The sequence below is a fragment of the Paraburkholderia dioscoreae genome (assembly GCF_902459535.1).
Classification (GTDB): Bacteria; Pseudomonadota; Gammaproteobacteria; order Burkholderiales; family Burkholderiaceae; genus Paraburkholderia; species Paraburkholderia dioscoreae.
On the sequence record NZ_LR699553.1, the window covers coordinates 376,682 to 398,201 of the forward strand.

The 21,520-nt window shown below is 62.9% G+C and carries 19 protein-coding genes; 12 read left to right on the forward strand and 7 right to left on the reverse strand.

Features of this window, described 5'->3' with window-relative positions:
* Position 1: 1 nt before the first annotated feature.
* Positions 2–907, forward strand: coding sequence for a heme o synthase (cyoE, locus tag PDMSB3_RS01790; protein ID WP_007179448.1), 906 nt, complete (start codon positions 2–4; stop codon positions 905–907).
* A 4-nt stretch (positions 908–911) separates the two neighbouring features.
* Entirely contained in the window at positions 912–1,529 is a 618-nt protein-coding gene (locus tag PDMSB3_RS01795) for an SCO family protein (protein ID WP_007179447.1), read from the forward strand.
* A gap of 66 nt (positions 1,530–1,595) precedes the next feature.
* On the opposite strand, the gene PDMSB3_RS01800 is transcribed toward PDMSB3_RS01795, so the two are convergent.
* On the reverse strand, positions 1,596–1,886 hold the full coding sequence (locus tag PDMSB3_RS01800; RefSeq protein ID WP_007179446.1) for a YciI family protein: 291 nt from the start codon (positions 1,884–1,886) through the stop codon (positions 1,596–1,598).
* Between the two features lie 258 nt (positions 1,887–2,144).
* Between PDMSB3_RS01800 and PDMSB3_RS01805 the strand changes: the two genes are divergently transcribed.
* Positions 2,145–4,028 carry a methyl-accepting chemotaxis protein gene (locus PDMSB3_RS01805; RefSeq protein ID WP_007179445.1) on the forward strand — a complete coding sequence of 628 codons (1,884 nt, stop codon included), beginning with the start codon at positions 2,145–2,147 and terminating at the stop codon, positions 4,026–4,028.
* Positions 4,029–4,297: 269 nt separating this feature from the next.
* Positions 4,298–5,110: a MetQ/NlpA family ABC transporter substrate-binding protein gene (locus tag PDMSB3_RS01810; protein ID WP_007179444.1), complete on the forward strand. Its 813-nt coding sequence runs from the start codon at positions 4,298–4,300 to the stop codon at positions 5,108–5,110.
* 14 nt (positions 5,111–5,124) lie between these two features.
* Here the strand turns inward: PDMSB3_RS01810 and PDMSB3_RS01815 are convergent, their stop codons facing one another.
* Complete coding sequence (locus PDMSB3_RS01815; protein ID WP_007179443.1) at positions 5,125–6,051, reverse strand: bifunctional helix-turn-helix transcriptional regulator/GNAT family N-acetyltransferase; 927 nt, start codon at positions 6,049–6,051, stop codon at positions 5,125–5,127.
* Positions 6,052–6,424: 373 nt separating this feature from the next.
* Between PDMSB3_RS01815 and PDMSB3_RS01820 the strand changes: the two genes are divergently transcribed.
* The 6 genes from PDMSB3_RS01820 (at position 6,425) to PDMSB3_RS01845 (ending at position 15,449) form a co-directional block, all read left to right on the forward strand.
* The gene (locus PDMSB3_RS01820) at positions 6,425–7,159 is read left to right on the forward strand and encodes a GntR family transcriptional regulator (protein ID WP_007179442.1); all 735 of its coding nucleotides are present in this window, start codon (positions 6,425–6,427) and stop codon (positions 7,157–7,159) included.
* A gap of 102 nt (positions 7,160–7,261) precedes the next feature.
* Entirely contained in the window at positions 7,262–8,365 is a 1,104-nt protein-coding gene (gene nagA, locus PDMSB3_RS01825) for an N-acetylglucosamine-6-phosphate deacetylase (RefSeq protein WP_165184379.1), read from the forward strand.
* Positions 8,358–9,365, forward strand: coding sequence for an SIS domain-containing protein (locus tag PDMSB3_RS01830; RefSeq protein WP_035517724.1), 1,008 nt, complete (start codon positions 8,358–8,360; stop codon positions 9,363–9,365). Before nagA ends, PDMSB3_RS01830 begins: the two co-directional genes overlap by 8 nt.
* A gap of 38 nt (positions 9,366–9,403) precedes the next feature.
* Positions 9,404–11,968: a phosphoenolpyruvate--protein phosphotransferase gene (ptsP, locus tag PDMSB3_RS01835; protein WP_197740199.1), complete on the forward strand. Its 2,565-nt coding sequence runs from the start codon at positions 9,404–9,406 to the stop codon at positions 11,966–11,968.
* Positions 11,969–12,104: 136 nt separating this feature from the next.
* On the forward strand, positions 12,105–13,883 hold the full coding sequence (gene nagE, locus PDMSB3_RS01840; RefSeq protein ID WP_007179438.1) for an N-acetylglucosamine-specific PTS transporter subunit IIBC: 1,779 nt from the start codon (positions 12,105–12,107) through the stop codon (positions 13,881–13,883).
* A gap of 246 nt (positions 13,884–14,129) precedes the next feature.
* Positions 14,130–15,449, forward strand: a complete 1,320-nt coding sequence (locus PDMSB3_RS01845) for a DUF1996 domain-containing protein (protein WP_007179437.1) — start codon at positions 14,130–14,132, stop codon at positions 15,447–15,449.
* Between the two features lie 123 nt (positions 15,450–15,572).
* Here the strand turns inward: PDMSB3_RS01845 and cydX are convergent, their stop codons facing one another.
* The 5 genes from cydX to rpoH form a co-directional block, all read right to left on the reverse strand.
* The gene (gene cydX, locus PDMSB3_RS01850; RefSeq protein WP_007179436.1) at positions 15,573–15,689 is read right to left on the reverse strand and encodes a cytochrome bd-I oxidase subunit CydX; all 117 of its coding nucleotides are present in this window, start codon (positions 15,687–15,689) and stop codon (positions 15,573–15,575) included.
* A gap of 28 nt (positions 15,690–15,717) precedes the next feature.
* The gene (gene cydB / locus PDMSB3_RS01855) at positions 15,718–16,854 is read right to left on the reverse strand and encodes a cytochrome d ubiquinol oxidase subunit II (protein ID WP_007179435.1); all 1,137 of its coding nucleotides are present in this window, start codon (positions 16,852–16,854) and stop codon (positions 15,718–15,720) included.
* Positions 16,855–16,889: 35 nt separating this feature from the next.
* A complete protein-coding gene (locus PDMSB3_RS01860) occupies positions 16,890–18,497 on the reverse strand; it encodes a cytochrome ubiquinol oxidase subunit I (protein ID WP_007179434.1) in 1,608 nt (535 codons plus the stop codon).
* Positions 18,487–18,747 carry a cytochrome oxidase putative small subunit CydP gene (cydP, locus tag PDMSB3_RS01865; RefSeq protein ID WP_007179433.1) on the reverse strand — a complete coding sequence of 87 codons (261 nt, stop codon included), beginning with the start codon at positions 18,745–18,747 and terminating at the stop codon, positions 18,487–18,489. The genes PDMSB3_RS01860 and cydP overlap by 11 nt, the downstream gene beginning before the upstream one ends.
* A 350-nt stretch (positions 18,748–19,097) precedes the next feature.
* The gene (gene rpoH / locus PDMSB3_RS01870) at positions 19,098–20,033 is read right to left on the reverse strand and encodes an RNA polymerase sigma factor RpoH (RefSeq protein ID WP_007179432.1); all 936 of its coding nucleotides are present in this window, start codon (positions 20,031–20,033) and stop codon (positions 19,098–19,100) included.
* A gap of 363 nt (positions 20,034–20,396) precedes the next feature.
* Between rpoH and PDMSB3_RS01875 the strand changes: the two genes are divergently transcribed.
* Both PDMSB3_RS01875 and PDMSB3_RS01880 read left to right on the forward strand, forming a co-directional pair.
* Complete coding sequence (locus tag PDMSB3_RS01875; protein WP_007179431.1) at positions 20,397–20,960, forward strand: acyloxyacyl hydrolase; 564 nt, start codon at positions 20,397–20,399, stop codon at positions 20,958–20,960.
* 43 nt (positions 20,961–21,003) lie between these two features.
* A complete protein-coding gene (locus PDMSB3_RS01880) occupies positions 21,004–21,387 on the forward strand; it encodes a nuclear transport factor 2 family protein (protein WP_007179430.1) in 384 nt (127 codons plus the stop codon).
* Positions 21,388–21,520 lie beyond the last annotated feature (133 nt).

Here is a 21,520-nt window from a genome sequence, read left to right on the forward strand (position 1 = left end):
CATGGACAGCACAACACTTTCCCAAACGCCCGGTAGCCGGGTCTCCCAGTACATCGCCCTGACGAAGCCGCGCGTCACGCAACTCGCCGTGTTCTGCGCCGTCATCGGCATGTTCCTGTCAACGCCCGGCATGGTGCCTTGGACTCCGCTGATCGGCGGCACGGTCGGCATCTGGTTGCTGGCCGGCGCGGCGTTCGCCATCAATTGCCTCGTCGAACAGAAAATCGACGCGAAGATGCGCCGCACCTCGTGGCGTCCATCCGCGCGCGGCGAAATCACCACCGCACAGATTCTGCTGTTCTCGGCCGTGCTCGGCGGCCTCGGCATGTGGACGCTCTACACGTTCGCCAATCCGCTCACCATGTGGCTCACACTGGCCACGTTCGTCGGCTATGCGGTCATCTATACGCTGCTGCTCAAGCCTGCCACGCCGCAGAACATCGTGATCGGCGGCGCCTCGGGCGCCATGCCGCCGGCGCTCGGCTGGGCGGCGGTCACCGGCCATGTGCCGGGCGACGCCTGGATTCTGGTGCTGATCATCTTCGTGTGGACGCCGCCGCATTTCTGGGCGCTCGCGCTGTATCGCCGCAAAGACTACGAAAACGCCGGCCTGCCGATGCTGCCGAACACGCACGGCGAGAAGTACACGCGCCTGCATATTCTGCTGTACACGGTAATCCTGTTCGCGGTCACCATGATGCCCTTCATCTCCGGCATGAGCGGCGTGGTCTACCTCGCGGCGGCGGTGCTGCTGGGCGCCGTGTTCCTTGCTTATGCGTGGAAGATCTATCGGGAGTACTCGGACGATCTGGCGCGCAAAACTTTCCGCTATTCGATCGTCTATCTCTCGCTGCTGTTTGCGGCGCTGCTGATCGACCACTATGCGCGCGTCCTGATCGGCGCGTAATATCATGCTCAAAAACCGCTTCGCGCGTACGGCGCGTGCTGCTGTGATGGCCTGCGCGCTCGGCGGCGCTTTGCTGGTGGCGGGCTGCGGCAAGCAGCCGCCGGCGTTCCAGAATCTCGACATCACTGGCAATACGCAATTCGCGAGCAACTTCTCGTTGCCCGACACGTCCGGTCACATCCGCACAATGGCGGACTACAAAGGCAAGGTGGTGGTGCTGTTCTTCGGCTACACGCATTGCCCGGATGTTTGTCCGACCACGATGGCCGAGCTCTCACAAGCGTTGCAGCAACTCGGCCCGGAAGACGCGAAGCGCGTGCAGGTGCTGTTCGTCACCGTCGACCCCGAGCGTGATACGCCGGCCTTGCTCGCGCAATACGTACCGGCGTTCAATCCGACGTTCGTCGGTTTGCGTCCGGCCGATCAGGCGCAACTCACCAGGATCACGAAAGACTTCCGCGTCTATTACGCGAAGGTGCCGGGCAAGACACCTGACAGCTACACAATGGACCACACGGCAGCGAGCTACGTGTTCGACACGGACGGCAAGCTGCGTCTTTTCGCACGCGACGGCCAGGGCGCAACGCCGTGGGTCCACGATATCAAGCTGCTGCTCGACTGATGCACCGATCCTTGCGGGCCGTGTCACATCACGCGTCCGCTTTCAACGTCCGTCGCTTTACCACGCTCAAGCCGGAATCGGCAGATTGAATCCCGCCGCAAGCCGCGTCGTCTTGAATTCCGTCACCTCGTAGCGCGCAAGGTTTTGCTGCGCGAACGGATCGCTGGCGAGAATCTCATCCAGCTTATCGCGCTCGACCCGCACTGCCAGAATGATGCCGCCGTCGCGCGGCACTTTCGGTCCTGCGGCGACGAACACGCCTGCTTCAAACTGTCGCGCCAGAAACGCGCGATGCGCTTCCAGTGCGTCGTCGATACGATCGAGCGATGCGGTGTAGATGAGGTCGATGACGTACATGCTGTTCTCTCGAGCAGTGAAATGAGCCGCCAGAACGTGCGGCGGAGCCTTGGATTATCGGTCAGAGCATGATTCATTGCGCATGATTAACCTGCCGCACGCCGCCGGGCCATGCCGACGGTTTCCTTACAACATCTCTCAAGTCGGCCGTCCGTGGTGCCGTTATATCTCTAGCAATCGTTTGCGCGCAACGCGCAACGCGCAACGCGTGCTTGCGACCGCGAACGGAATATGACTCACACGAGAGAGACCATAACAATGAGCAGGATGAGTTTGAATCGCAAACTATGGCTGTCGCTCGCGCTCGTCTGGCTGGGCCTGCTGGGTGTCGGGCTGTGGAGCGCGGTCGAAACGCGCAGCACGATGCTGGCCGAGCGCAAGGCCGGCATGGTGAATCTGGTCGATGCGGCGCAAGGTATCGTGAGCGGCTATTACGCGCTTTCGCAAAGCGGCAGAATGAGCGAGGCCGATGTACAGCGCGAAGCGCTCGCCCGTCTCGCGGCCATGCGTTACGGCGAATCCGGCTATCTGTTCGTGATGGATTCGAAGCCGGTCGTGCTGATGCATCCCACGCTGCCACAAATGACCGGCAAGGCGGTTGGCGACTTCAAGGATCCGGACGGCAAGCTCCTGTACGTGGCGATCGTCGATGCGGCCAAGGCGAGCGGGCGCGGCTTCGCGCAGTATCGCGGACGCCTGCCGCACAGCGAAACGGCAGTGCCGAAACTCAGCTACGTGGTGCACTTCGCGCCGTGGGACTGGAACATCACGAGCGGCGTGTTCATCAAGGACATCGACACCGTCTACTACGAAACGCTGCTTGGGCACCTTGCCGTCGTGCTGGTCATTGGCGCGATCATCTCGCTGGCGATGCTGCTGATCATCCGCAACGTGCGCGCGAGTCTCGGCGGCGAGCCCGGCCAGGCGGCGCGGCTCGCGGCGAGTATTGCGCAAGGCGATCTGACCCAAGTGGTCGACGTTCGTCCGCACGACAAGACCAGCATGATGGCGGCCATGAACGATATGCAGAACCGGCTGCAGCGGACCATCGGTGAGATTCGTCGCTCGGCGGAGTCCATCGCGTCGGCTACGCAGCAGATTGCGGCGGGCAACAGCGATCTGTCACAGCGCACCGAGCAGCAGGCCGCTTCGCTGCAGGAAACGGCGGCGAGCATGGAAGAGCTCACCGCAACGGTCAAGCAGAACGCCGACAACGCGCGGCAGGCGAGCGGACTCGCGCATAACGCGTCCGAAATCGCGACGCGCGGCAACGACGTGGTGAGTCGCGTGATCGGCACGATGGGCGAGATCAATGACAGCTCGCGGCAGATTGCGGAGATCATCGGCGTGATCGAAGGCATTGCTTTTCAGACCAACATTCTTGCGTTGAACGCGGCCGTCGAAGCTGCGCGTGCCGGTGAGCAGGGGCGCGGTTTTGCCGTCGTCGCGGGCGAGGTGCGCAGCCTCGCGCAGCGCTCGGGAACGGCGGCCAAGGAGATCAAGCAGTTGATCAGCGCGTCGGTGGAGCGCGTGCACAACGGCTCGACTCTCGTGCAGCAGGCCGGCACGACGATGGGCGAGATTCTGCAAGCCGTGCAGCGCGTGACCGACATCATGGGCGAGATCGCTGCGGCATCCGAAGAACAAAGCAGCGGCATTTCGCAGGTTGGCCGCGCCGTCACGCAGATGGACGAAGTCACGCAGCAAAACGCAGCACTCGTCGAGCAGGCGGCGGCCGCGGCGGCTTCGTTGCAGGATCAGGCGGGGCGTCTGCGTGAAGCGGTGAACGCGTTTCGCGTGAATGGTGCGGAAGATGCCTCGCGGGGTTCGGCTGTGGTGGCGGCGCGCAGAGTGACGGCGACGGTGACCCAGGCGACGGTGACCCAGGCGACGGTGACTCAGGCGACGGTGACTCAGGCGACGGCAGCGCGCGACATCGGCGCGGGATCGCAATCCGCGCCGGCATTGGCGCGCGCGGAGCCTAAGCTGTCGGCGTCAGCAAGGGCATCCGGCGCGTCGGCTTCGGTCTCTGCGCCGGCCTCGGCCACGCCCGTCGCGAGCGCGAAGCCGGCCGCCGTGCCGCGCGCAGCGGCCGAGGCCGCCAAGGCCACCCAGCCCGACGACGACTGGACCGCGTTCTGACCACTGCGGACCACTGCGGAGGACCACTGCGCACCGCGTACCGCTCCTGCGCGCACGCGGTCCCGCCCGGTTCCACGCGCATAACCATATGCAATCGTCGTATTTCCCATCTCGCCGGGCGTATGAGACCATTTGCGGTCCAGTTGGCGACGCATTGCCAAAAACAATGTTTGCCGCCCACTTCCACCCGAATCTGACATCGATCAGAAATCGATGACTTGTCGATAAAGCCGTCGACAAAGCCTTCGATTAGAAACAGCGAGAATCACATGCAGCGCAGAAACATCCTCAAAGCCCTCTCGGCAGTCATCGCCGGCGCAGCGATCGTCACCAGCTTCGGTGCGCACGCCGACGACAAAGTGATCAAGGTCGGCACCATCGGCGGCCCGGATGCGCAAATCTGGGAAGTCGTCACGAAAGTGGCGAAGCGCGAAGGCCTGAACGTGAAGGTCGTCGAATTCAACGACTACGTGCAGCCGAATGCCGCGCTCGACGCGGGCGATCTCGACGCCAACAGCTTCCAGCATCAGCCGTACCTCGACAGCCAGATCAAGCAGCGCGGCTACAAGATCGTCAACGTCGGCCTCACGTACATTTCGCCGCTCGGCATCTACTCGAAGAAGCTGAAGTCGCTGAAGGATCTGCCGCAAGGCGCGAAGGTCGCGGTGCCGAACGATCCGTCGAACGAAAACCGCGCGCTGCTGTTGCTGCAAACGCAAGGCGTGATCAAGCTGAAGGCCGGCGCCGGCACGAACGGCAACAACGCGACGCCGCTCGACGTCGCCGAGAATCCGAAGAAGATCAAGCTGGTCGAACTCGACGCCGCACAATTGCCGCGCTCGCTGTCGGACGTGGACGCCGCCGCGATCAACACGAACTTCGCGTTGGCCGCCGGCCTGCAGCCGACCAAAGACGCGATCGCGCTCGAAGACGTGCATAGCCCGTACGCGAACCTGATTGCCGTGCGCACGCAGGACAAGGACAAGCCGTGGGTCAGGAAGCTGGTTGCCGCTTATCAGTCGGAAGACGTGCGCCAATTCATCAAGACGCAGTTCAAGGGTTCGGTGGTGCCTTCGTTCTAAGCCGCGACGCTTTTCTACAGATCCAGCTCCCATCGCTCGATCGTCAGGTTCTTGCCGAAACGGCGCTCAGCCGCCGCGCCGGCAAGCCTGAAGCCGGCGCGCTCGCACAGACGCCGCGGTTGTCCCAGCGAGGCAGCCGTGGTTAGCGTGAGCTTCGTGTAGCCCGCGCGCTTCGCGAAGCGCGTGCATTCGCTTAGCAACTGTGTGCCAATGCCCAGACGCTGCACGTCCGGTTCGACCCATAGAAGCCGCACGCCCGCCACCGTCGTCGACACACCGACGACGCACACCGAGCCGACCACCACGCCTTCCTGATCGGCCACCCAGCACATCTCCCGTACCGGATCGTTGCGTTGCGCGTAATCGGCGACGATTCGCGCGAGCAATCCTTCAAACGACTGATCCCAGCCGTATTGCGCGGCGAACCACTGCGCCTGCCGATGCACGAGCCAGCCGCATTCGCCTGCGCGCGGCTGGCGCAGTATCACGAGTTCGTGCGTGGGCCCGGTTCCGAGCAGCCGCTCGATCACCTTCATCGCAGCGATCAGCTGATCCTGGGAGAGGGGCGAGAGGCCGGCGAGCAACATCGACACCTCCTCGATCGCCGCGTTATCGAGCGGCACGTAGGCAGCGTGGCCATTGTCCGTGAGGGCGATCAGCGACTGGCGCGCGTCCGTCTCGGACGGGCGGCGCGTGATCAGATTGCGTCGTTCGAAGCTGGTCAACAGGCGGCTGAGATAACCGCTGTCGAGGCCGAGAGCGCGCCCGAGCACCGAGGCGGTTTGCGCACGCCCCCGGTGGAGTTCGTGCAGCACGCGCACCTCTGTCAGTGAGAACGCGCTCTTTGCCAGATGCTCGTGGAGTGCGCCAATGTGCTGGGCGTAGAAGCGGTTGAAATGGCGGACGGCCTGAGCGCGCCGCAGCGCCTCGGAATCGGTCAAATGCTGCTCCCCGGGGGAATTTTTGTGGCTTGCTACCCAGCACTATATTGGAACGCCCTCCTTTGCAAAAGCCGTCCCAGCAAGGGATTGCTTGAACTGGTACTAAAAAGGTATCGATGGCGGCTCTGGTTCTGGCAGGGTGAGGAGCATGTTTGCACCGCCTGGTCGCCTTCCGAGCGACGAGTACGGGTAAATCCTGGGCCCCGAAAACCTCTCTCCAACCCTTGCAAATACCCCTTCGAGCCTTATCCGGCAAGGCTTTGCGCGCTACCGTACCAACATGGAACCAATCGATTGACTGGTATTATGTTGGTTATATAATGGGCTCTCATTTTTCGTAGGCCTACCTTTTCGCGACGGCCGCCGGAGTCCCATGGAAACTCGCTGGTCCGCACTGATGCCTGACGCCCGCAACGTCACGCCGCTCTATTTGCAGCTCGCGCGCAATCTTGCGACAGCGATTCATTGCGGCGTGTGGTCGGCGGGTGAAGCGCTGCCCTCGGAGCGCACGCTTTCGGACGCGATCGGCGTGTCGCGCATCACGGCGCGCAAGGCGATCGAGTTGCTGGTCGAGCAAGGGCTGATCCGGCGCGCGCGTGGCGCGGGCAGTTTCATCACGCCGCGCGTCGAAGACCCGCTCTCGCGGCTCACCGGTTTCACGAAGAAGATGCAGCAGCGCGGTTTCCGGCCGGATTCGGTATGGCTCGAGCGCGATATCCGCGCCGCCAACCGTGACGAACTGGTGCATCTCGGGCTGTCGCCCGGCGCGGCGGTGGCGAGTCTGCGGCGGCTGCGGCGCGCGGACGGCATCGTCATGGCGGTCGAGCATTCGGCGCTGCCGGCGGCGATCGTGCCCGACCCGCAAGCCATCGGCGATTCGCTTTACAGCTATCTCGAACACCGTGGCGCGGCTGTCGTGCGCGCGTTGCAGCACTTTCGCGCGGTCAACGCTTCGAGCGAGATCGCCGCATTGATGGATATCGAACCGCGCTCGGCGCTGCTGGTCATTACCCGTATCGGCTATAGCGCCGATCAGCGCGCAATCGAGTTGACCGACACGTATTGCCGCGACGATTACTACGACTTTGTCGCTGAATTGCGCACCTGATCTGCTCGACGAGGCAGCGCGCGAAGCCGGCAACTCAAGGTGCGCAGCCGCCCTCAGGCGCCATTCAGTCACGCCCCGTATCACGCCTCACCAGAGAGAATCATGCTGACCGGAAACATACTCACCACCGATGGGTGGATTCACGGCACGCTCGAATACGAAAACGGCCGCATCACGGCGCTCGCTGGCGACCGAGCCGATCCGTCGACCAACGACGCGCCGTACATCCTGCCCGGCTTCATCGATTTGCACGTGCATGGCGGCGGCGGTTCCGACGTGATGGAAGGCAACAACGCGATCGAAACCATCACTCGCACGCATGCACGTTACGGCACGACGAGCCTGCTCGCCACCACCATGACCGCGCCGCGCGACGAACTGATGAGCGTCGTTGCGGGCCTCGGCCACAACGCGCGGATCCGCACGCCGGGCGGCGCGCGCGTGCTCGGCGTGCATCTGGAAGGGCCGTATATCAATCCCGGCAAGCTCGGCGCGCAACCGGACGCAGCGGTTTCGGCGGTGATGGACGAAGTGCTGAAGTATCTGTCCATCGCGCCGATTCGCGTGGTCACGCTCGCGCCGGAGATTGCCGGCCACATGGAGATCATCTCCGAGATGGCGGCGCGCGGCGTGCGTGTGCAACTGGGTCATTCGCTCGGCACCTACGACGACGCCGTCGCCGCGCTCAAGCACGGCGCCTGCGGCTTCACGCACCTGTTCAACGCGATGTCGCCGCTGCACCATCGCAATCCCGGTCTCGTCGGCGCGGCGCTCGCGCACGCCGAGTTTGCGGAAATCATTCCCGATCTGCTGCACGTCCATCCGGGTGCGATCCGCGCGGCATTGCGCGCGATTCCGCGTCTCTACGTGGTCACGGACAGCACCTCGGCCACCGGCATGCCCGACGGCGAATACCGCCTCGGCAGCCAGCATGTGACGAAGTGCCTCGGCGGCGTGCGTCTCGCCGACGGCACGCTCGCCGGCAGCACCCTGACGATGGATCAGGCGCTGCGCAATCTTGTATCGATCGGCTTGCCGATCGCCGATGTATCGAACCGTTTGTCGCGCTACGCCGCCGACTACCTGGGCATCGAGGACCGCGGCCGCATCGCGCGCGGCGCATGGGCAGACGTGGTCGTGTTCGATCGTGAACTGGCGTTGAGCGCGACTTACGTCGAAGGAGAAGCAATTGTCGAATATGCTTAAAGAGGCGCTGGCATCCGCTGAAACGGTCGCCGCGCAACTCACGGATACCTCGCGCGTCGAGGCGTTGGCGGCGAAGCTCGCCGAAGAGCCGCGTCATGTCGCGCTGACGGTCGCGCGCGGCAGCTCCGATCACGCCGCGAGTTACTTCGCCAGCCTGACGATGAGCCGCCTCGGCGTGCCGGTCGCCTCGCTGCCGATGTCGGTCGCCACGCTGCAACAGGCGCCGTTGCAGGTGCGCGATCAGCTCGCGCTGGCCTTCTCGCAATCGGGCAAGAGCCCGGACCTCGTCGGCACAATGGAAGCGTTGCGCAAAGCGGGCGCGTTGACCGTCGCCGCCGTGAACGTGTCGGGCTCACCCCTGGCCGACGCGTGTGAATTCGAGTTGCCGCTCGTCGCCGGTCCGGAACTGAGCGTCGCGGCTACGAAGAGCTATATCGCGATGCTGTCGATTTCCGCGCAACTCGTCGCGCATTGGCAGAACGACGCCGAACTGCTCGCGGCGTTGAAGACGCTGCCCGAAGCACTGCGGGCAGCGGGCAAGCTCGACTGGTCGAATGCCGTGGAGGAATTGCGCGGCGTGGAGCGCATGATCGTGATCGGCCGTGGTCTGGGTCTTGCGATCGCGCAGGAAGCCGCGCTGAAACTGAAGGAAACCTCCGGCATTCAGGCCGAAGCGTTTTCGAGCGCGGAAGTGCGCCACGGTCCAATGGAACTGATCGACCGCGACTACCCTCTGCTGGTCTTCGCACCGCGTGGACCCGAGCAAGCCGGCTTGCTGCAACTCGCGCGCGACATGAAGGCACGCGGCGCCCGTGTTCTGCTCGCGGCGCCGGCCGAGGTGCCGGAAGCCACGCTACCACTCGCTACCACCGCTCATGCGGCGCTCGATCCGATCGCCGCCATTCTGTCCTTTTACGTGATGGCCGCCGGCCTTGCCGCCGCGCGCGGGCGCAATCCCGATGCGCCGCGCCATCTCAACAAAGTCACCGAAACTCACTGACGAGAAATCAGATGCGACGTGTCGAGGAGTCCCGCTTGATGAGCCATTCTGAAGGCCATATCGTTTTACTCGCGCCCATGACCGGTCCGGTCGTGCCGCTCGCGAACGTGCCCGACCCTGTATTTTCGGGCGGTATGTTCGGTGACGGCATCGGCATCGATCCGCTCGAGGGACGGCTCGTCGCGCCCTGCGACGGTACCGTCACGCATCTCGCGCGCACCGGTCACGCGGTGACGCTGGCTACTGCCGAAGGCGCCGAGATTCTGCTGCACATCGGTATCGATACAGTCGCCCTGAACGGCAAGGGTTTTGCGCCGATGGTCGCGCAAGGCGCCCATGTGCGCGCCGGTCAGGTGCTGATCGAGTTCGACCAGGATCAGGTCGCGTTGAACGCGCCGAGCCTCGTATCGGTGGTCGCGATCGCCAACTCCGATGCGTTCGAAATCGTCGAGCGCGTGCAAGGCGGCCTGCTGAAGGCGGGTGAAACGCCGCTGCTGGTGCTGCGCGCGCGCGATGGTGCGGCTGCCGAGGCTTCGCGTCAGGCAAGTGCGACGAACGTCGCGGAAGAAGCGCGTCAGCAAGTCACACTGGTTCATGCAGGTGGTCTGCATGCACGTCCGGCGGCGCGTGCCCGTGAAGCGGCGCGTGGTTTCGACGCACGCGTGGAAGTGCGTTACGAAGGGCGCAAGGCGGCGATCGAAAGCGTGGTCGGTTTGCTGGGACTCGGCGCAGGTGAAGGCGCGACGGTCGAATTGCTCGGCGTCGGTCCGCAAGCCAGGGCCGCGATCGAAGCCATTGCTCACGAATTGACGCGTGAAGCACATGGTGAAGCGGAAGAAAAACCCGCGCGTGAAAGTTCGCCGGCGCCGCAGGCCGTGGGGCATGCGGCAGGCGAAGCGCCCGCCCCGAATACGCTTGCCGGCGTCTGCGCCGCGCCGGGCGTCGCGGTCGGCAAGCTGGTGCGCTGGGACGACGCGGACATCGATCCGCCGGAGAAGGCGGCCGGCACGTCGGCTGCGGAGAGCCGGTTGCTCGACAAGGCGATTGCCACCGTCGATGCGGACCTCGGCACGACCGTGCGTGACGCATCGCAACGCGGCGCGGTCGGCGAAGCGGGCATTTTCGCGGTGCACCGCGTGCTGCTCGAAGATCCCACGCTGCTCGACGCCGCGCGCGATCTGATCAGCCTCGGCAAGAGCGCCGGCTTTGCATGGCGTGAAGCGATCCGTGCGCAGATCGCCATCCTTGCGAAAATCGAAGACGCGTTGCTCGCGGAACGTGCCGCCGATCTGCGCGACATCGAAAAGCGCGTGCTGCGCTCGCTCGGTTATACGAACGCCGCGCCGCGCGCGTTGCCGGAAGAAGCGGTGCTTGCAGCGGAAGAGTTCACGCCGTCCGATCTTTCAACGCTGGATCGCTCGCGCGTTACCGCGGTGGTGATGGCGCGTGGCGGCGCGACCTCGCACGCGGCGATTCTCGCGCGTCAGGCGGGCATTCCCGCGCTGGTGGCAGTCGGCGACGCGCTGCATGCAATCCCTGAAGGCACGCAAGTGGTGGTGAACGCCACCAACGGCCGCCTCGAATTCGCACCGACCGAGCTCGACGTCGAACGCGCACGTCTGGAGCGCACGCGTCTTGCCGGTGTGCGCGAAGCCAATCGCCGCACCTCGCAGCAGGCGGCCGTCACGTCCGACGGCCGCGCAATCGAAGTGGCCGCGAACATCGCCACGCTCGACGACGCGAAAACCGCCGTCGAAAACGGCGCCGATTCCGTTGGCCTGCTGCGCACCGAACTGCTGTTCATTCACCGCGCCGCCGCGCCGACCACGGACGAACATCGTCAGAGCTACCAGGCAATCGTCGACGCGTTGAGCGGCCGCACCGCGATCATCCGCACGCTGGATGTCGGCGCGGACAAGGAAGTGGATTATCTGACGCTGCCGCCCGAACCGAATCCCGCGCTCGGCTTGCGCGGCATCCGCCTCGCGCAAGTGCGCCCGGATCTGCTCGACGATCAGTTGCGCGGTCTGCTCGCGGTGCGTCCGCTCGGTGCCGTGCGCATTCTGCTGCCGATGGTGACCGATGTCGGCGAATTGATCCGCATCCGCAAGCGTATCGACGAATTCGCGCGCGAGTCGGGCCGCACGGAGCCGATCGAAGTCGGCGTGATGATCGAAGTGCCATCGGCGGCGCTGCTTGCCGATCAACTGGCGCAACACGCTGATTTCCTCTCGATCGGCACTAACGATCTGACGCAATACACGCTCGCGATGGACCGTTGCCAGGCCGACCTCGCCGCGCAGGCGGACGGTTTGCATCCGGCGGTGCTGCGCCTGATCGCGGCCACGGTGCAAGGTGCCGGCAAGCACGGCAAATGGGTCGGTGTGTGCGGCGCGCTGGCGGGCGATCCGCTCGCCATGCCGCTGCTCGTCGGCCTCGGCGTGACCGAGCTTTCGGTGGATCCGGTCTCGGTGCCGGGCATCAAGGCGAGGGTGCGCAACCTCGATTATCAACTGTGCCGTCAACGCGCCCAGGATGCCCTGGCGCTCGAATCGGCGCAGGCGGTAAGAGCAGTAAGCCGCGAAACCTGGCCTTTGGACTGAACTCCACACGGTCCGCAGCCAGCTTCGCCCGGTCATCAACCGGAGCTACAAGACTCGACAACAACGTTCGATAACGACGTTCGATAACGACGTTCGATAACGACGTTCAACAAAGAGACAAGGATTGGAGGTATCAATGGATGGGAATCCGTTTCTGAAGATTCAGCGGCTGGGACGCGCGCTGATGCTGCCGATCGCGGTGCTGCCGGTTGCCGGCCTGCTGCTGCGACTCGGCCAACCCGATGTTTTCAACATCAAGATGATCGCCGACGCCGGCGGCGCGATCTTCGACAACCTGCCGCTTCTCTTCGCGATCGGCGTGGCAGTCGGCTTCGCGAAAGACAACAACGGCGTGGCGGGTCTCGCGGGCGCGATCGGTTATCTGGTCGAAGTCGCGGTGATGAAGGACATCAACGACAAGCTCAACATGGGCGTGTTGTCCGGGATCGTGGCGGGTATCGTCGCGGGCTTGCTGTACAACAAATACAAGGACATCAAGCTGCCCGACTACCTCGCGTTCTTCGGAGGGAAACGCTTCGTGCCGATTGTCACGGGGGTGGTCTGCCTCGCGCTCGGCATCGTGTTCGGCTATGTGTGGCAACCGGTGCAGGCCGTGATCGATACGGCCGGCCACTGGCTGACCACCGCCGGTGCGCTCGGCGCGTTCGTGTTCGGCGTGCTGAACCGTTTGCTGCTCGTCACGGGTTTGCATCACATCCTCAATTCGCTGACGTGGTTTGTGTTCGGCACGTTCACGCCGCCGGGCGGCGCTGCCGTGACGGGCGACCTGCATCGCTTCTTTGCGGGCGACCCGACTGCGGGCACCTTCATGACAGGCTTCTTCCCGGTCATGATGTTCGGCCTGCCGGCTGCCTGTCTCGCGATGTTCCACGAAGCGCCGAAGGAACGCCGCGCGGTGGTCGGCGGCCTGCTGTTCTCGATGGCGCTGACGTCGTTCCTGACGGGCGTGACCGAGCCGATCGAATTCAGCTTCATGTTCCTCGCACCGGTGCTGTATGTGATCCACGCGTTGTTGACGGGCCTTTCGCTCGCGATCTGTTCCGCGCTCGGCATTCACCTCGGCTTCACATTCTCCGCCGGCGCAATCGACTACGTGCTGAACTATGGCCTGTCGACGAGGGGCTGGTGGGCGATCCCGATCGGTCTCGTCTATATGGTGGTGTACTACGGCCTGTTCCGCTTCTTCATCCGCAAATTCAACATGGCGACGCCGGGCCGCGAACCCGCCGCAGCCGACGAACAGGTCGATTCGTTCACCGCGGGCGGTTTTGTTTCGCCGGTCGCCAGCGCAGCTGTGCCGCGTGCGCAGCGTTATATCGCCGCACTGGGCGGCGCGTCGAATCTGTCGGTGGTGGATGCGTGCACGACGCGTTTGCGTCTGTCGGTGGTCGATTCGAACAAGGTCTCCGAAAGCGAACTGAAGACGATTGGTGCGCGCGGTGTGCTCAAGCGCGGTTCGACCAACGTGCAGGTGATCATCGGGCCGGAGGCGGATATCATCGCGGACGAAATCCGCACGGTGATCGCGCAAGGTGGCGGCGATACAGTGAAGCCGATGGCTGCTGTTCCTGCTGCTGCGGCCGCGCCGGCCGCAGCAGCGGGTGATCAAGCTCAAGACGGTCCGCTCGATCCTGAACCACTGCGCTGGCTTGCCGTATTCGGCGGCGCAGGCAACATCGTGTCGCTGGATGCGGTGGCGGCAACGCGTCTGCGAGTGGTTGTGCGCGATCCGTCGGCGGTCGATCGGCAACGTCTGGCGACGCTCGATACGGCATGGGTCTCGGCGGACACGTTCCATATCGTTGTCGGCGACGCGGCGCAGCGCTACGCTGAAAAGCTGGCGGTGCGTTTGTCGCCGGTTACGGGCGCTGGTGCGGCGCCGCAGCCCGCGTAATCTTTTCGACGCTTCGAGCCGCGCAGACTTTGGTCTACTGAGCGGTTCGCGAGCTGCGAGATTCGAAAGGCCTCCGGGGAAATTCCGGGGGCTTTATTTTCTGCCCACGCCAGATACGAATGCATGGCGGTGCGACGCAGTAGCGCAGAGACAGTCATTTTTCAAAACAATTGGGTAAGCTAACTAATGAGATTCGGATGCCTTGTCATGCCGGCAGGGTGTTTCGTTCGTGCTCAGGAGTGGCTCATGTCAATGCGTTTTGCGATCTGTCTCATCTTTCTTCTACCGGTTGGCTCCGCCTACGCCGGCCAGTTCAGTGTCCAATGCGCGTATTCGCATACGCTGCCGGACGACGCAATCATCTATCCAGGTCAGCCCGGCAGGGCTATGGTGCACGACTTTTTCGGTAACACAGGTGCCGATGCGTACAGTACGTACTACTCCCTGAATGACAATAAGGTCACCACCTGCAACGCAGCGGCGGATCTTTCATCGTACTGGGTTCCCCAGTTAAACCGCGCGTCGGGAATTGTCGTGCCGGGCTATCAGAAGACCTACTATAAGAACGATCAACCGGTGGTTGCACTGCAGACGATTCCAGCGGGGCTGGAAATGCTGGCGGGCGATCACCACTCGTCGTCGCCCAAGCCGCAGATCAACTATCTGTGCCGCGGCGGTTCCTACACGCAAATCGCGCCGACCCGTTGCCCGGTCGTAACGGACAGTAGCGGCACATACGCGCAACTCGATATCTCGGTCCATTTTCCGGATTGTTGGGACGGACGGACCCTGGTGCCGAACATGGCCAGCCACATCATGAATATGGCCTACCGGCAGTCCGACGGGAAATGTCCGGCTGCTTATCCCGTCAAGATTCCGGAATTGCAACTCAACGTTGCGTACGACCTGGGTCAGGATCCTGACCTTTCCACCGCGCAACTGTCGATGGACCCGATTCTCGTGAATGGCACGTGGGTGCCGCAATGGGGAAGCCTATATACCGCGCATGCCGACTTCATCAACGCATGGAAGACCGATTCTCTGCAGTATGCCGTCGACAATTGTTCCAATGCGGATAATGCGTGCAGCAATAACATCCCGACGTACTACTCGAAGGCTAGCGCCGATGCATGGATGGACAGCGGCGGCGTTGCGCACGCGAGCGGCAGCACGATGATTTCGGACGCGGGAAGTATGGTGTTGATTAAATTCCCAACGCCTGCAAACCTGAAGGACTATCCTTATACCAACTCGTATTTACAGACCCTTGCGCAGAATGTCACGGATACGAGTGCGGTGATGCTGGATATCTACGCTGCCTCCACGAACTGGGACGACACCGCGAACCTGCCAACGGCAGCGGCCTGCAACACGCACCAGCGAATCGGCGGCATCTACCTGGACAACGCGCTGCAGCCGCGCAACAACGACATCACACCGTATGTTGCATCGCAAGTCGCTGCGGGATCGTCGCAGATCGGCGTGTGCATTCGCAACGCAACCGGCAGGACCGTGCAGATTTCTTCTCGCGACGGAACACGAACACCTGCGCTGTTCATGAAGTAATTCGGGCGGCGTGAGAGCAGGTGGGCACCGTATCCGGTCGAGTCGTGAGCAAAAAAATCGGCGCCTCGAAATTTCAGAGGCGCCAATTTTTTGCTCACCGGCGCGCGGCCGGTAGAAGGCGCATCAATGCGTCTTATGCTTGCCTGCTTCCTGCGGCCGGCGCGATTCGAACCACATCACGTTGATGATGCCGAACGCCAACGCCACGCCGATTCCGAGAATCCAACTGAAATACCACATCACAAACTCCTGTTAAGCGTATTGCCGGTCAATACATCGAATGGTGATTTTCTTCGAGCGCCGCGGCCGTCACCTTGCCGCGCATCACGCGATACACCCAGCTCGTGTAGATCAGGATGAGCGGCAGGAACACGATCACGGCGATCAGCATGATCTGCAGCGTCATGCGGCTCGAGGTCGAGTCCCACACGGTGAGGCTGCTGCGGCCGTCGAGTGAGGAGGGCATGATGAACGGGAACATCGAGAAGCCCGCCGTGAGGATCACACCGATAATCATCAGCGAGGTCGCCAGAAAGGCGCTCTTCTCGAAACGCGAGCGTGCGAGTAGCGTGGCCAGCACGCCGCCCACCAGACCGGCCACCGGCGCGGCCACCATCCACGGATAGGTCGCGTAGTTGGTCAGCCACAGGCCGGGTGCGCCGATCACGCTCTTCAGCAGCGGATTGGCGACCGTGTCGAGCGGCGCGGCGTCGACCAGCTGATAGCCGCCGATCATCGTGGCGATCAGCGCACCGGCAATCAGGAACAGCACCACGGCCGCGAACGAAGCGATCCGCAGCGCGAGCGAAGCGCGCTCGGCCACAATGTCGTCCGCTTTCATCTTCACGAAGGCGGCGCCATGCGCGGCCAGCATCGACACGCTGACGAGCCCGCACAGCACCGCGAACGGGTTGAGCAGCGCGAAGAAACCGCCGTGATAGGTCACGCGCAGGTCGGTATCGAACGAGAACGGCACGCCTTGCAGCAGGTTGCCGAACGCGACGCCGAACACCAGGGCCGGCACGAAGCCGCCGACGAACAGTGCCCAGTCCCACGCGCTGCGCCAGCGCGGATCTTCACGCTTGCTGCGGTAGTCGAAGCCGACCGGCCGGAAGAACAGCGAGAACAGCACCAGCAGCATGGCGAAATAGAAGCCGGAGAACGACGCCGCGTACACCAGCGGCCACGCGGCGAACATCGCGCCGCCCGCGGTGATGAGCCAGACCTGATTGCCTTCCCAGGTCGCGCCCACCGTGTTGACGACGATGCGCCGCTCGGCGTCCGTCTTGCCGATGAACGGCAGCAGGATCGCCGCGCCCATGTCGAAGCCGTCGGTGAGCGCGAAGCCGATCAGCAGTACGCCGATCAGCACCCACCAGATCAGTTTGAGGGTTGCATAATCCATGATGATCTTTTCCCTTGAATCTCGGTGTCGGCGAATCAGGCGACCGTGCTGGTCGGCAGCGGCCGGTTGCCCAGCGGCCGATCCGGTGACGGTTGTTCGTGGTGATAGCGGCCCGTATGCAGCGACGAGGGACCGAGCCGCGCGTACTTGAACATCAGCATGATTTCGATGATGAACAGCGCCGTGTAGAACACCACGAAGCCGCCGATACTCAGATACAGGTCGCCCGCGGTCAGACTCGAGGCCGACAGGCTGGTGGGCAGAATGCCCGCGATGGTCCACGGCTGGCGGCCCACTTCAGCGACGATCCAGCCGAATTCAGCCGCGAGCCAGGGCAGCGGAATCGCCCACAGCGCCCAGCGCAGGAACCAGCGGCGCTTCTCCAGCAACAGCGAGCGCTGCGCGCAGAACCAGAAGGCGAGCACGAAGGTCGCGAGGAACAGGATGCCGAGGCCCACCATCAGGCGGAACGAGAAGAACACAGGCGCCACGGGCGGGATCGTTTTCTTCGCGGCCTGGGTGATCTGGTCGGGCGTGGCGTCGGTGACGTTCGCGGTGAACTGCTTGAGCATCAGGCCGTAGCCGAGATCCTGCTTGTGCGCGTCGAAGGCGGCTTTGGCTTCGTCGGTGACGTCGCCCTGTTTGAGCTTCTGCAGCGCGGCGTAGGCCAGCATGCCGTTGCGGATGCGCGCCTCGTTGCGCACCATGAGCTCTTTCAGGCCGACCACGGGTTCGTCGAGCGAGCGCGTGGCGATCAGGCCGAGCGCGTAGGGAACCCGGATCGCGTAGTCGGTGCGCTCCTCCTTCTGGTTCGGAATCCCGATGATCGTGAACGGGGCCGGCGCGGGGGCGGTTTCCCATTCGGATTCGATCGCGGCGAGCTTGACCTGCTGGACTTCGCCGGTGCGGTAGCCGGATTCGTCGCCGAGTACGATCACGCACAGCGTGGACGCAAGACCGAAACCGGCGGCAATCGCGAACGAGCGCAGCGCGAATTCGGTGTCGCGGCGCTTGAGCAGATACCACGACGACACGCCGAGCACGAACATCGAGGCCGTTACATAGCCGGCGGAGACGGTGTGCACGAACTTGACCTGCGCGACCGGATTGAGCAGCACGGAGAAGATGCTGTCGAGCTCCATGCGCATGGTCTGGTAGTTGAAGGTCGCGCCGACTGGATTGTTCATCCAGCCGTTGGCTACCAGAATCCACAGGGCCGAGAGGTTCGAGCCGAGCGCGACGAGGAACGTGACGGACACGTGCTGGACCTTCGAGAGACGCTTCCAGCCGAAGAAGAACAGGCCGACGAAGGTCGATTCGAGGAAGAACGCCATCAGGCCTTCGACGGCGAGCGGCACGCCGAAAATGTCGCCCACATAGTGCGAGTAATACGACCAGTTGGTGCCGAACTGGAATTCGAGCGTGAGACCGGTGGTCACGCCCATGGCAAAGTTGATGCCGAAGAGCTTGCCCCAGAACTGGGTCATGTCCTTGTAGATCTGCTTGCCGGTCATCACGTAGACCGATTCCATGATGACGAGCAGCCAGGACAGGCCGAGCGTGAGCGGGACGAACAGGAAGTGATAAAGCGCCGTGATGGCGAACTGGAGGCGCGACAGTTCTACGACTTCGCTAACGGGCATGTTGATCACCTTGGGACGGATGCGGGGCAGGCACGGACAGCAGCGCCTGCGCGACTTGCTCAGGCGGGAGCGACATGTGCTCTGCCTGCGGATGATTGAAGAAGGTGTACTTGAGCACCATCAGCAATGCGAACTTGATGGCGAGGACGATGGCGATATCCCGCGCCAGCGTGGGTCCGCGCACCCAGCCGTCGAACCTTTTACGCAGGCTCGGGCGGCGGATGGTATTGCGATTGAGGGCTAGGGTCATGATCGGTAGAAAGCAGCTTCACACCGGTGAATCCGGCTGGCGCCAGGCCGCTTCAACGGTCTGGCGAGTGCATCCCGATTCTAGGAGCAGAACCTCGCGCGTAACGGTTCGCTACTGCGGCATTGGGTCGCGAGACTTGCCCCGTTTGGCCTGTATTGCCAGGTGGTTTGTGTTACGTCAAGAAACGCGTTGACCGTGCATCCCGGTGTACGAAGGTGTGCGAACGTGCGTGTGCGATCAACGCGCGGCGCGGCGTGGGCGAAAAAAAGCCCCGCCGTCTTTCGAAGGCGAGGCTTGGCGGCGTGGCTACCGCGCGCCGGACAAACCGGCGTGCTGAAACGCTTCAGGCTTTACGCATACTCGGTGAGTGCACCGCGCATCTTCTTCATTGCGCTCGCCTCGATCTGGCGAATACGTTCGGCGGATACACCGAATTCGTCGGCCAGTTCGTGCAGCGTGGAGCCGCCTGAACCGTCGTCTTCCACCTTCAGCCAGCGTGCCTCGATGATACGGCGGCTGCGGGCGTCCAGTGCGTCCAGCGCGCTCGCAATACCGTCGCTTTGCAGCTTGTCGCGCTGACGCGAAGCCAGCACGGCGGTCGGTTCGCTATGCGAGTCGGCCAGATAGGCGATCGGCGCGTACGACTCTTCGCCGTCTTCAACCTGGCCTTCCAGCGCGATGTCGCCGCCCGAGAGGCGCGTTTCCATTTCGGAGACTTCTTCGCGCTTCACATTCAGCTCTTTGGCGAGACCTTCGATCTCGTCCGGCGTGAACGCGCCCAGCCCTTGCTTGTGGCTGCGCAGGTTGAAGAACAGCTTGCGCTGCGCCTTGGTCGTGGCGACTTTCACCATCCGCCAGTTGCGCAGAATGTATTCGTGGATCTCGGCCTTGATCCAGTGCATGGCGTACGACACGAGGCGCACGTTCTGCTCCGGATCGAAGCGCTTCACGGCCTTCATCAGGCCGATATTGCCTTCCTGAATCAGGTCGGCGTGCGGCAGTCCATAGCCCAGATAGTTGCGCGCGATCGACACGACCAGCCGCAGGTGCGACAGGACGAGGCGGCGCGCGGACTCAAGGTTGTCCTGCTCGCGAAATTCGGTGGCGAACTGGCGTTCTTCCGCCGGCGTCAGCATCGGAATCCGATTTACGGCCTGGATGTAGGCGTCGATATTGCCCAGTTGGCCGGGCAGCAGCGAGGAATGCGAGAGCGCCAGTGCACCTGCCGAAGCGGCCTTAGCCGACGACGGGCTCAAAGTACTCGGAAGGGTCATTGCGTGGCTCACGTAGGAAACTCCTTTGGAATCAGACAAAAGCTTGTTCAGGTAACGACTCCAGCGTTGGATGTTAGCACTCTGATTTGCCGAGTGCTAATGCTTAGAGGCCGTAAGGGCATCTAGGTTCCGTAAATCCCTATTGAAATTCACGATTCAATAGCCATGGTACGCCTTCTTGGCTATCTTTGTGCGCGACGTAGAAGTTACCTGACAAATCGCCTTCGTGATGCAAACTGCCCGATTTTTGCCACTTTTGAAGTGACTAATTGCGAAAATTGAGAATCCTTCATACGATCCGCCAAATCGAGATAGACCTTAGAATACGTAGAACTGTTACTAATTGTTCAACGTTCGACGGAACTCGGGTGTTAGATGAACAACAAAAAGAATACTTTGCGTGGCCTGGCGCTAAAAATTACGGCTGGAGCCGTGCTGGCGGGAGCGTCGGGATTGACGTCGGCCGACCAGTTTGGCGTGCAGGTGGCCGGTGGACTGGGTGATCGCCACGTCAAGAAGCTTGATCTCGGCTTCGTCTGGGATCCGGATCTGAACTGGTGGCAGATCGGCGACTGGCATTTCTCGCTGATCGGCGAAGCGCACGTGGCATGGTGGCACACCAATGAAGGCAACGTGCACGACAATATCGGCGAAATCGGCGTGACGCCGATCATCCGCTTCATCAAGGAGTCAGGGCCGATCCGTCCGTATGCCGAACTGGGCGCGGGCATCCGCCTGCTCTCGAGTCCCCGTATCTCTTCGACCTTTACGCTAGGCACCGCGTTCCAGTTCGCCGACATGGCGGGCGTGGGCATGCAGTTCGGCAACCGCCAGCAGTATCAGGCGGGCTATCGCTTCCAGCATATTTCCAACGGCGGTATCAAAGAGCCGAATCCTGGTATAAATTTCCACCAGCTATATCTGCAATATAACTTCTGACGACCGTGGCCACGTTCGGCTCACCGGTGCGAGGGGCTGAGCGATGGCGGCAAAGATAATCGAAGCGATTCGCGGGCTCGAGCGAGAGCGTTTCCGGGCGATGGTCGACGGCGACGGCCCATCGCTCGACACGCTGCTCGCGGAGAACGTGAGTTACGTTCACACGAACGGCAAACGGGAAACGAAGCGGCAGTTCATCGACGGGATTGTTGCGGGTCGCCGCCGCTACCGTCAGATCGAGGTGCAGTCGCAAGACGTGTTGCCGGTTGGGCGGGAGACCTGCGTGGTCACCGGCAGGGCGCTGATCGAAATGGAAGCGAACAACGGGGCGCTGCTGTTTCCGATCGCCTACACGGCGATCCATACGCAGGAAGACGGGCAATGGCGTCTGATTGCCTGGCAGGCCACGCGTTGCGCAATCGAGTGAGCCTTTGGAGGTCACTCCAACCACCCGGTTGCGCGTTGTGGGCATCTGGATGCCACGAGCATGCGGGTTACGCGCTGGTGGTTCGCGTGTGCCTCGCCTAAGCGTTCGCTCATGCGTCACCGCGGCCTGATTC

Bases quoted from the DNA above. Each gene is read 5' to 3' on its own strand.
- PDMSB3_RS01795 (WP_007179447.1), top strand. From the start codon at position 912: ATGCTCAAAAACCGCTTCGCGCGTACGGCGCGTGCTGCTGTGATGGCC.
- cyoE (WP_007179448.1), top strand. From the start codon at position 2: ATGGACAGCACAACACTTTCCCAAACGCCCGGTAGCCGGGTCTCCCAG.
- nagA (WP_165184379.1), top strand. From the start codon at position 7,262: ATGCTGACCGGAAACATACTCACCACCGATGGGTGGATTCACGGCACG.
- PDMSB3_RS01800 (WP_007179446.1), bottom strand. From the start codon at position 1,886: ATGTACGTCATCGACCTCATCTACACCGCATCGCTCGATCGTATCGAC.
- ptsP (WP_197740199.1), top strand. From the start codon at position 9,404: ATGAGCCATTCTGAAGGCCATATCGTTTTACTCGCGCCCATGACCGGT.
- PDMSB3_RS01845 (WP_007179437.1), top strand. From the start codon at position 14,130: ATGTCAATGCGTTTTGCGATCTGTCTCATCTTTCTTCTACCGGTTGGC.
- nagE (WP_007179438.1), top strand. From the start codon at position 12,105: ATGGATGGGAATCCGTTTCTGAAGATTCAGCGGCTGGGACGCGCGCTG.
- PDMSB3_RS01805 (WP_007179445.1), top strand. From the start codon at position 2,145: ATGAGCAGGATGAGTTTGAATCGCAAACTATGGCTGTCGCTCGCGCTC.
- PDMSB3_RS01820 (WP_007179442.1), top strand. From the start codon at position 6,425: ATGGAAACTCGCTGGTCCGCACTGATGCCTGACGCCCGCAACGTCACG.
- cydB (WP_007179435.1), bottom strand. From the start codon at position 16,854: ATGGATTATGCAACCCTCAAACTGATCTGGTGGGTGCTGATCGGCGTA.
- PDMSB3_RS01880 (WP_007179430.1), top strand. From the start codon at position 21,004: ATGGCGGCAAAGATAATCGAAGCGATTCGCGGGCTCGAGCGAGAGCGT.
- PDMSB3_RS01810 (WP_007179444.1), top strand. From the start codon at position 4,298: ATGCAGCGCAGAAACATCCTCAAAGCCCTCTCGGCAGTCATCGCCGGC.
- PDMSB3_RS01860 (WP_007179434.1), bottom strand. From the start codon at position 18,497: ATGCCCGTTAGCGAAGTCGTAGAACTGTCGCGCCTCCAGTTCGCCATC.
- PDMSB3_RS01875 (WP_007179431.1), top strand. From the start codon at position 20,397: ATGAACAACAAAAAGAATACTTTGCGTGGCCTGGCGCTAAAAATTACG.
- PDMSB3_RS01830 (WP_035517724.1), top strand. From the start codon at position 8,358: ATGCTTAAAGAGGCGCTGGCATCCGCTGAAACGGTCGCCGCGCAACTC.
- cydP (WP_007179433.1), bottom strand. From the start codon at position 18,747: ATGACCCTAGCCCTCAATCGCAATACCATCCGCCGCCCGAGCCTGCGT.
- cydX (WP_007179436.1), bottom strand. From the start codon at position 15,689: ATGTGGTATTTCAGTTGGATTCTCGGAATCGGCGTGGCGTTGGCGTTC.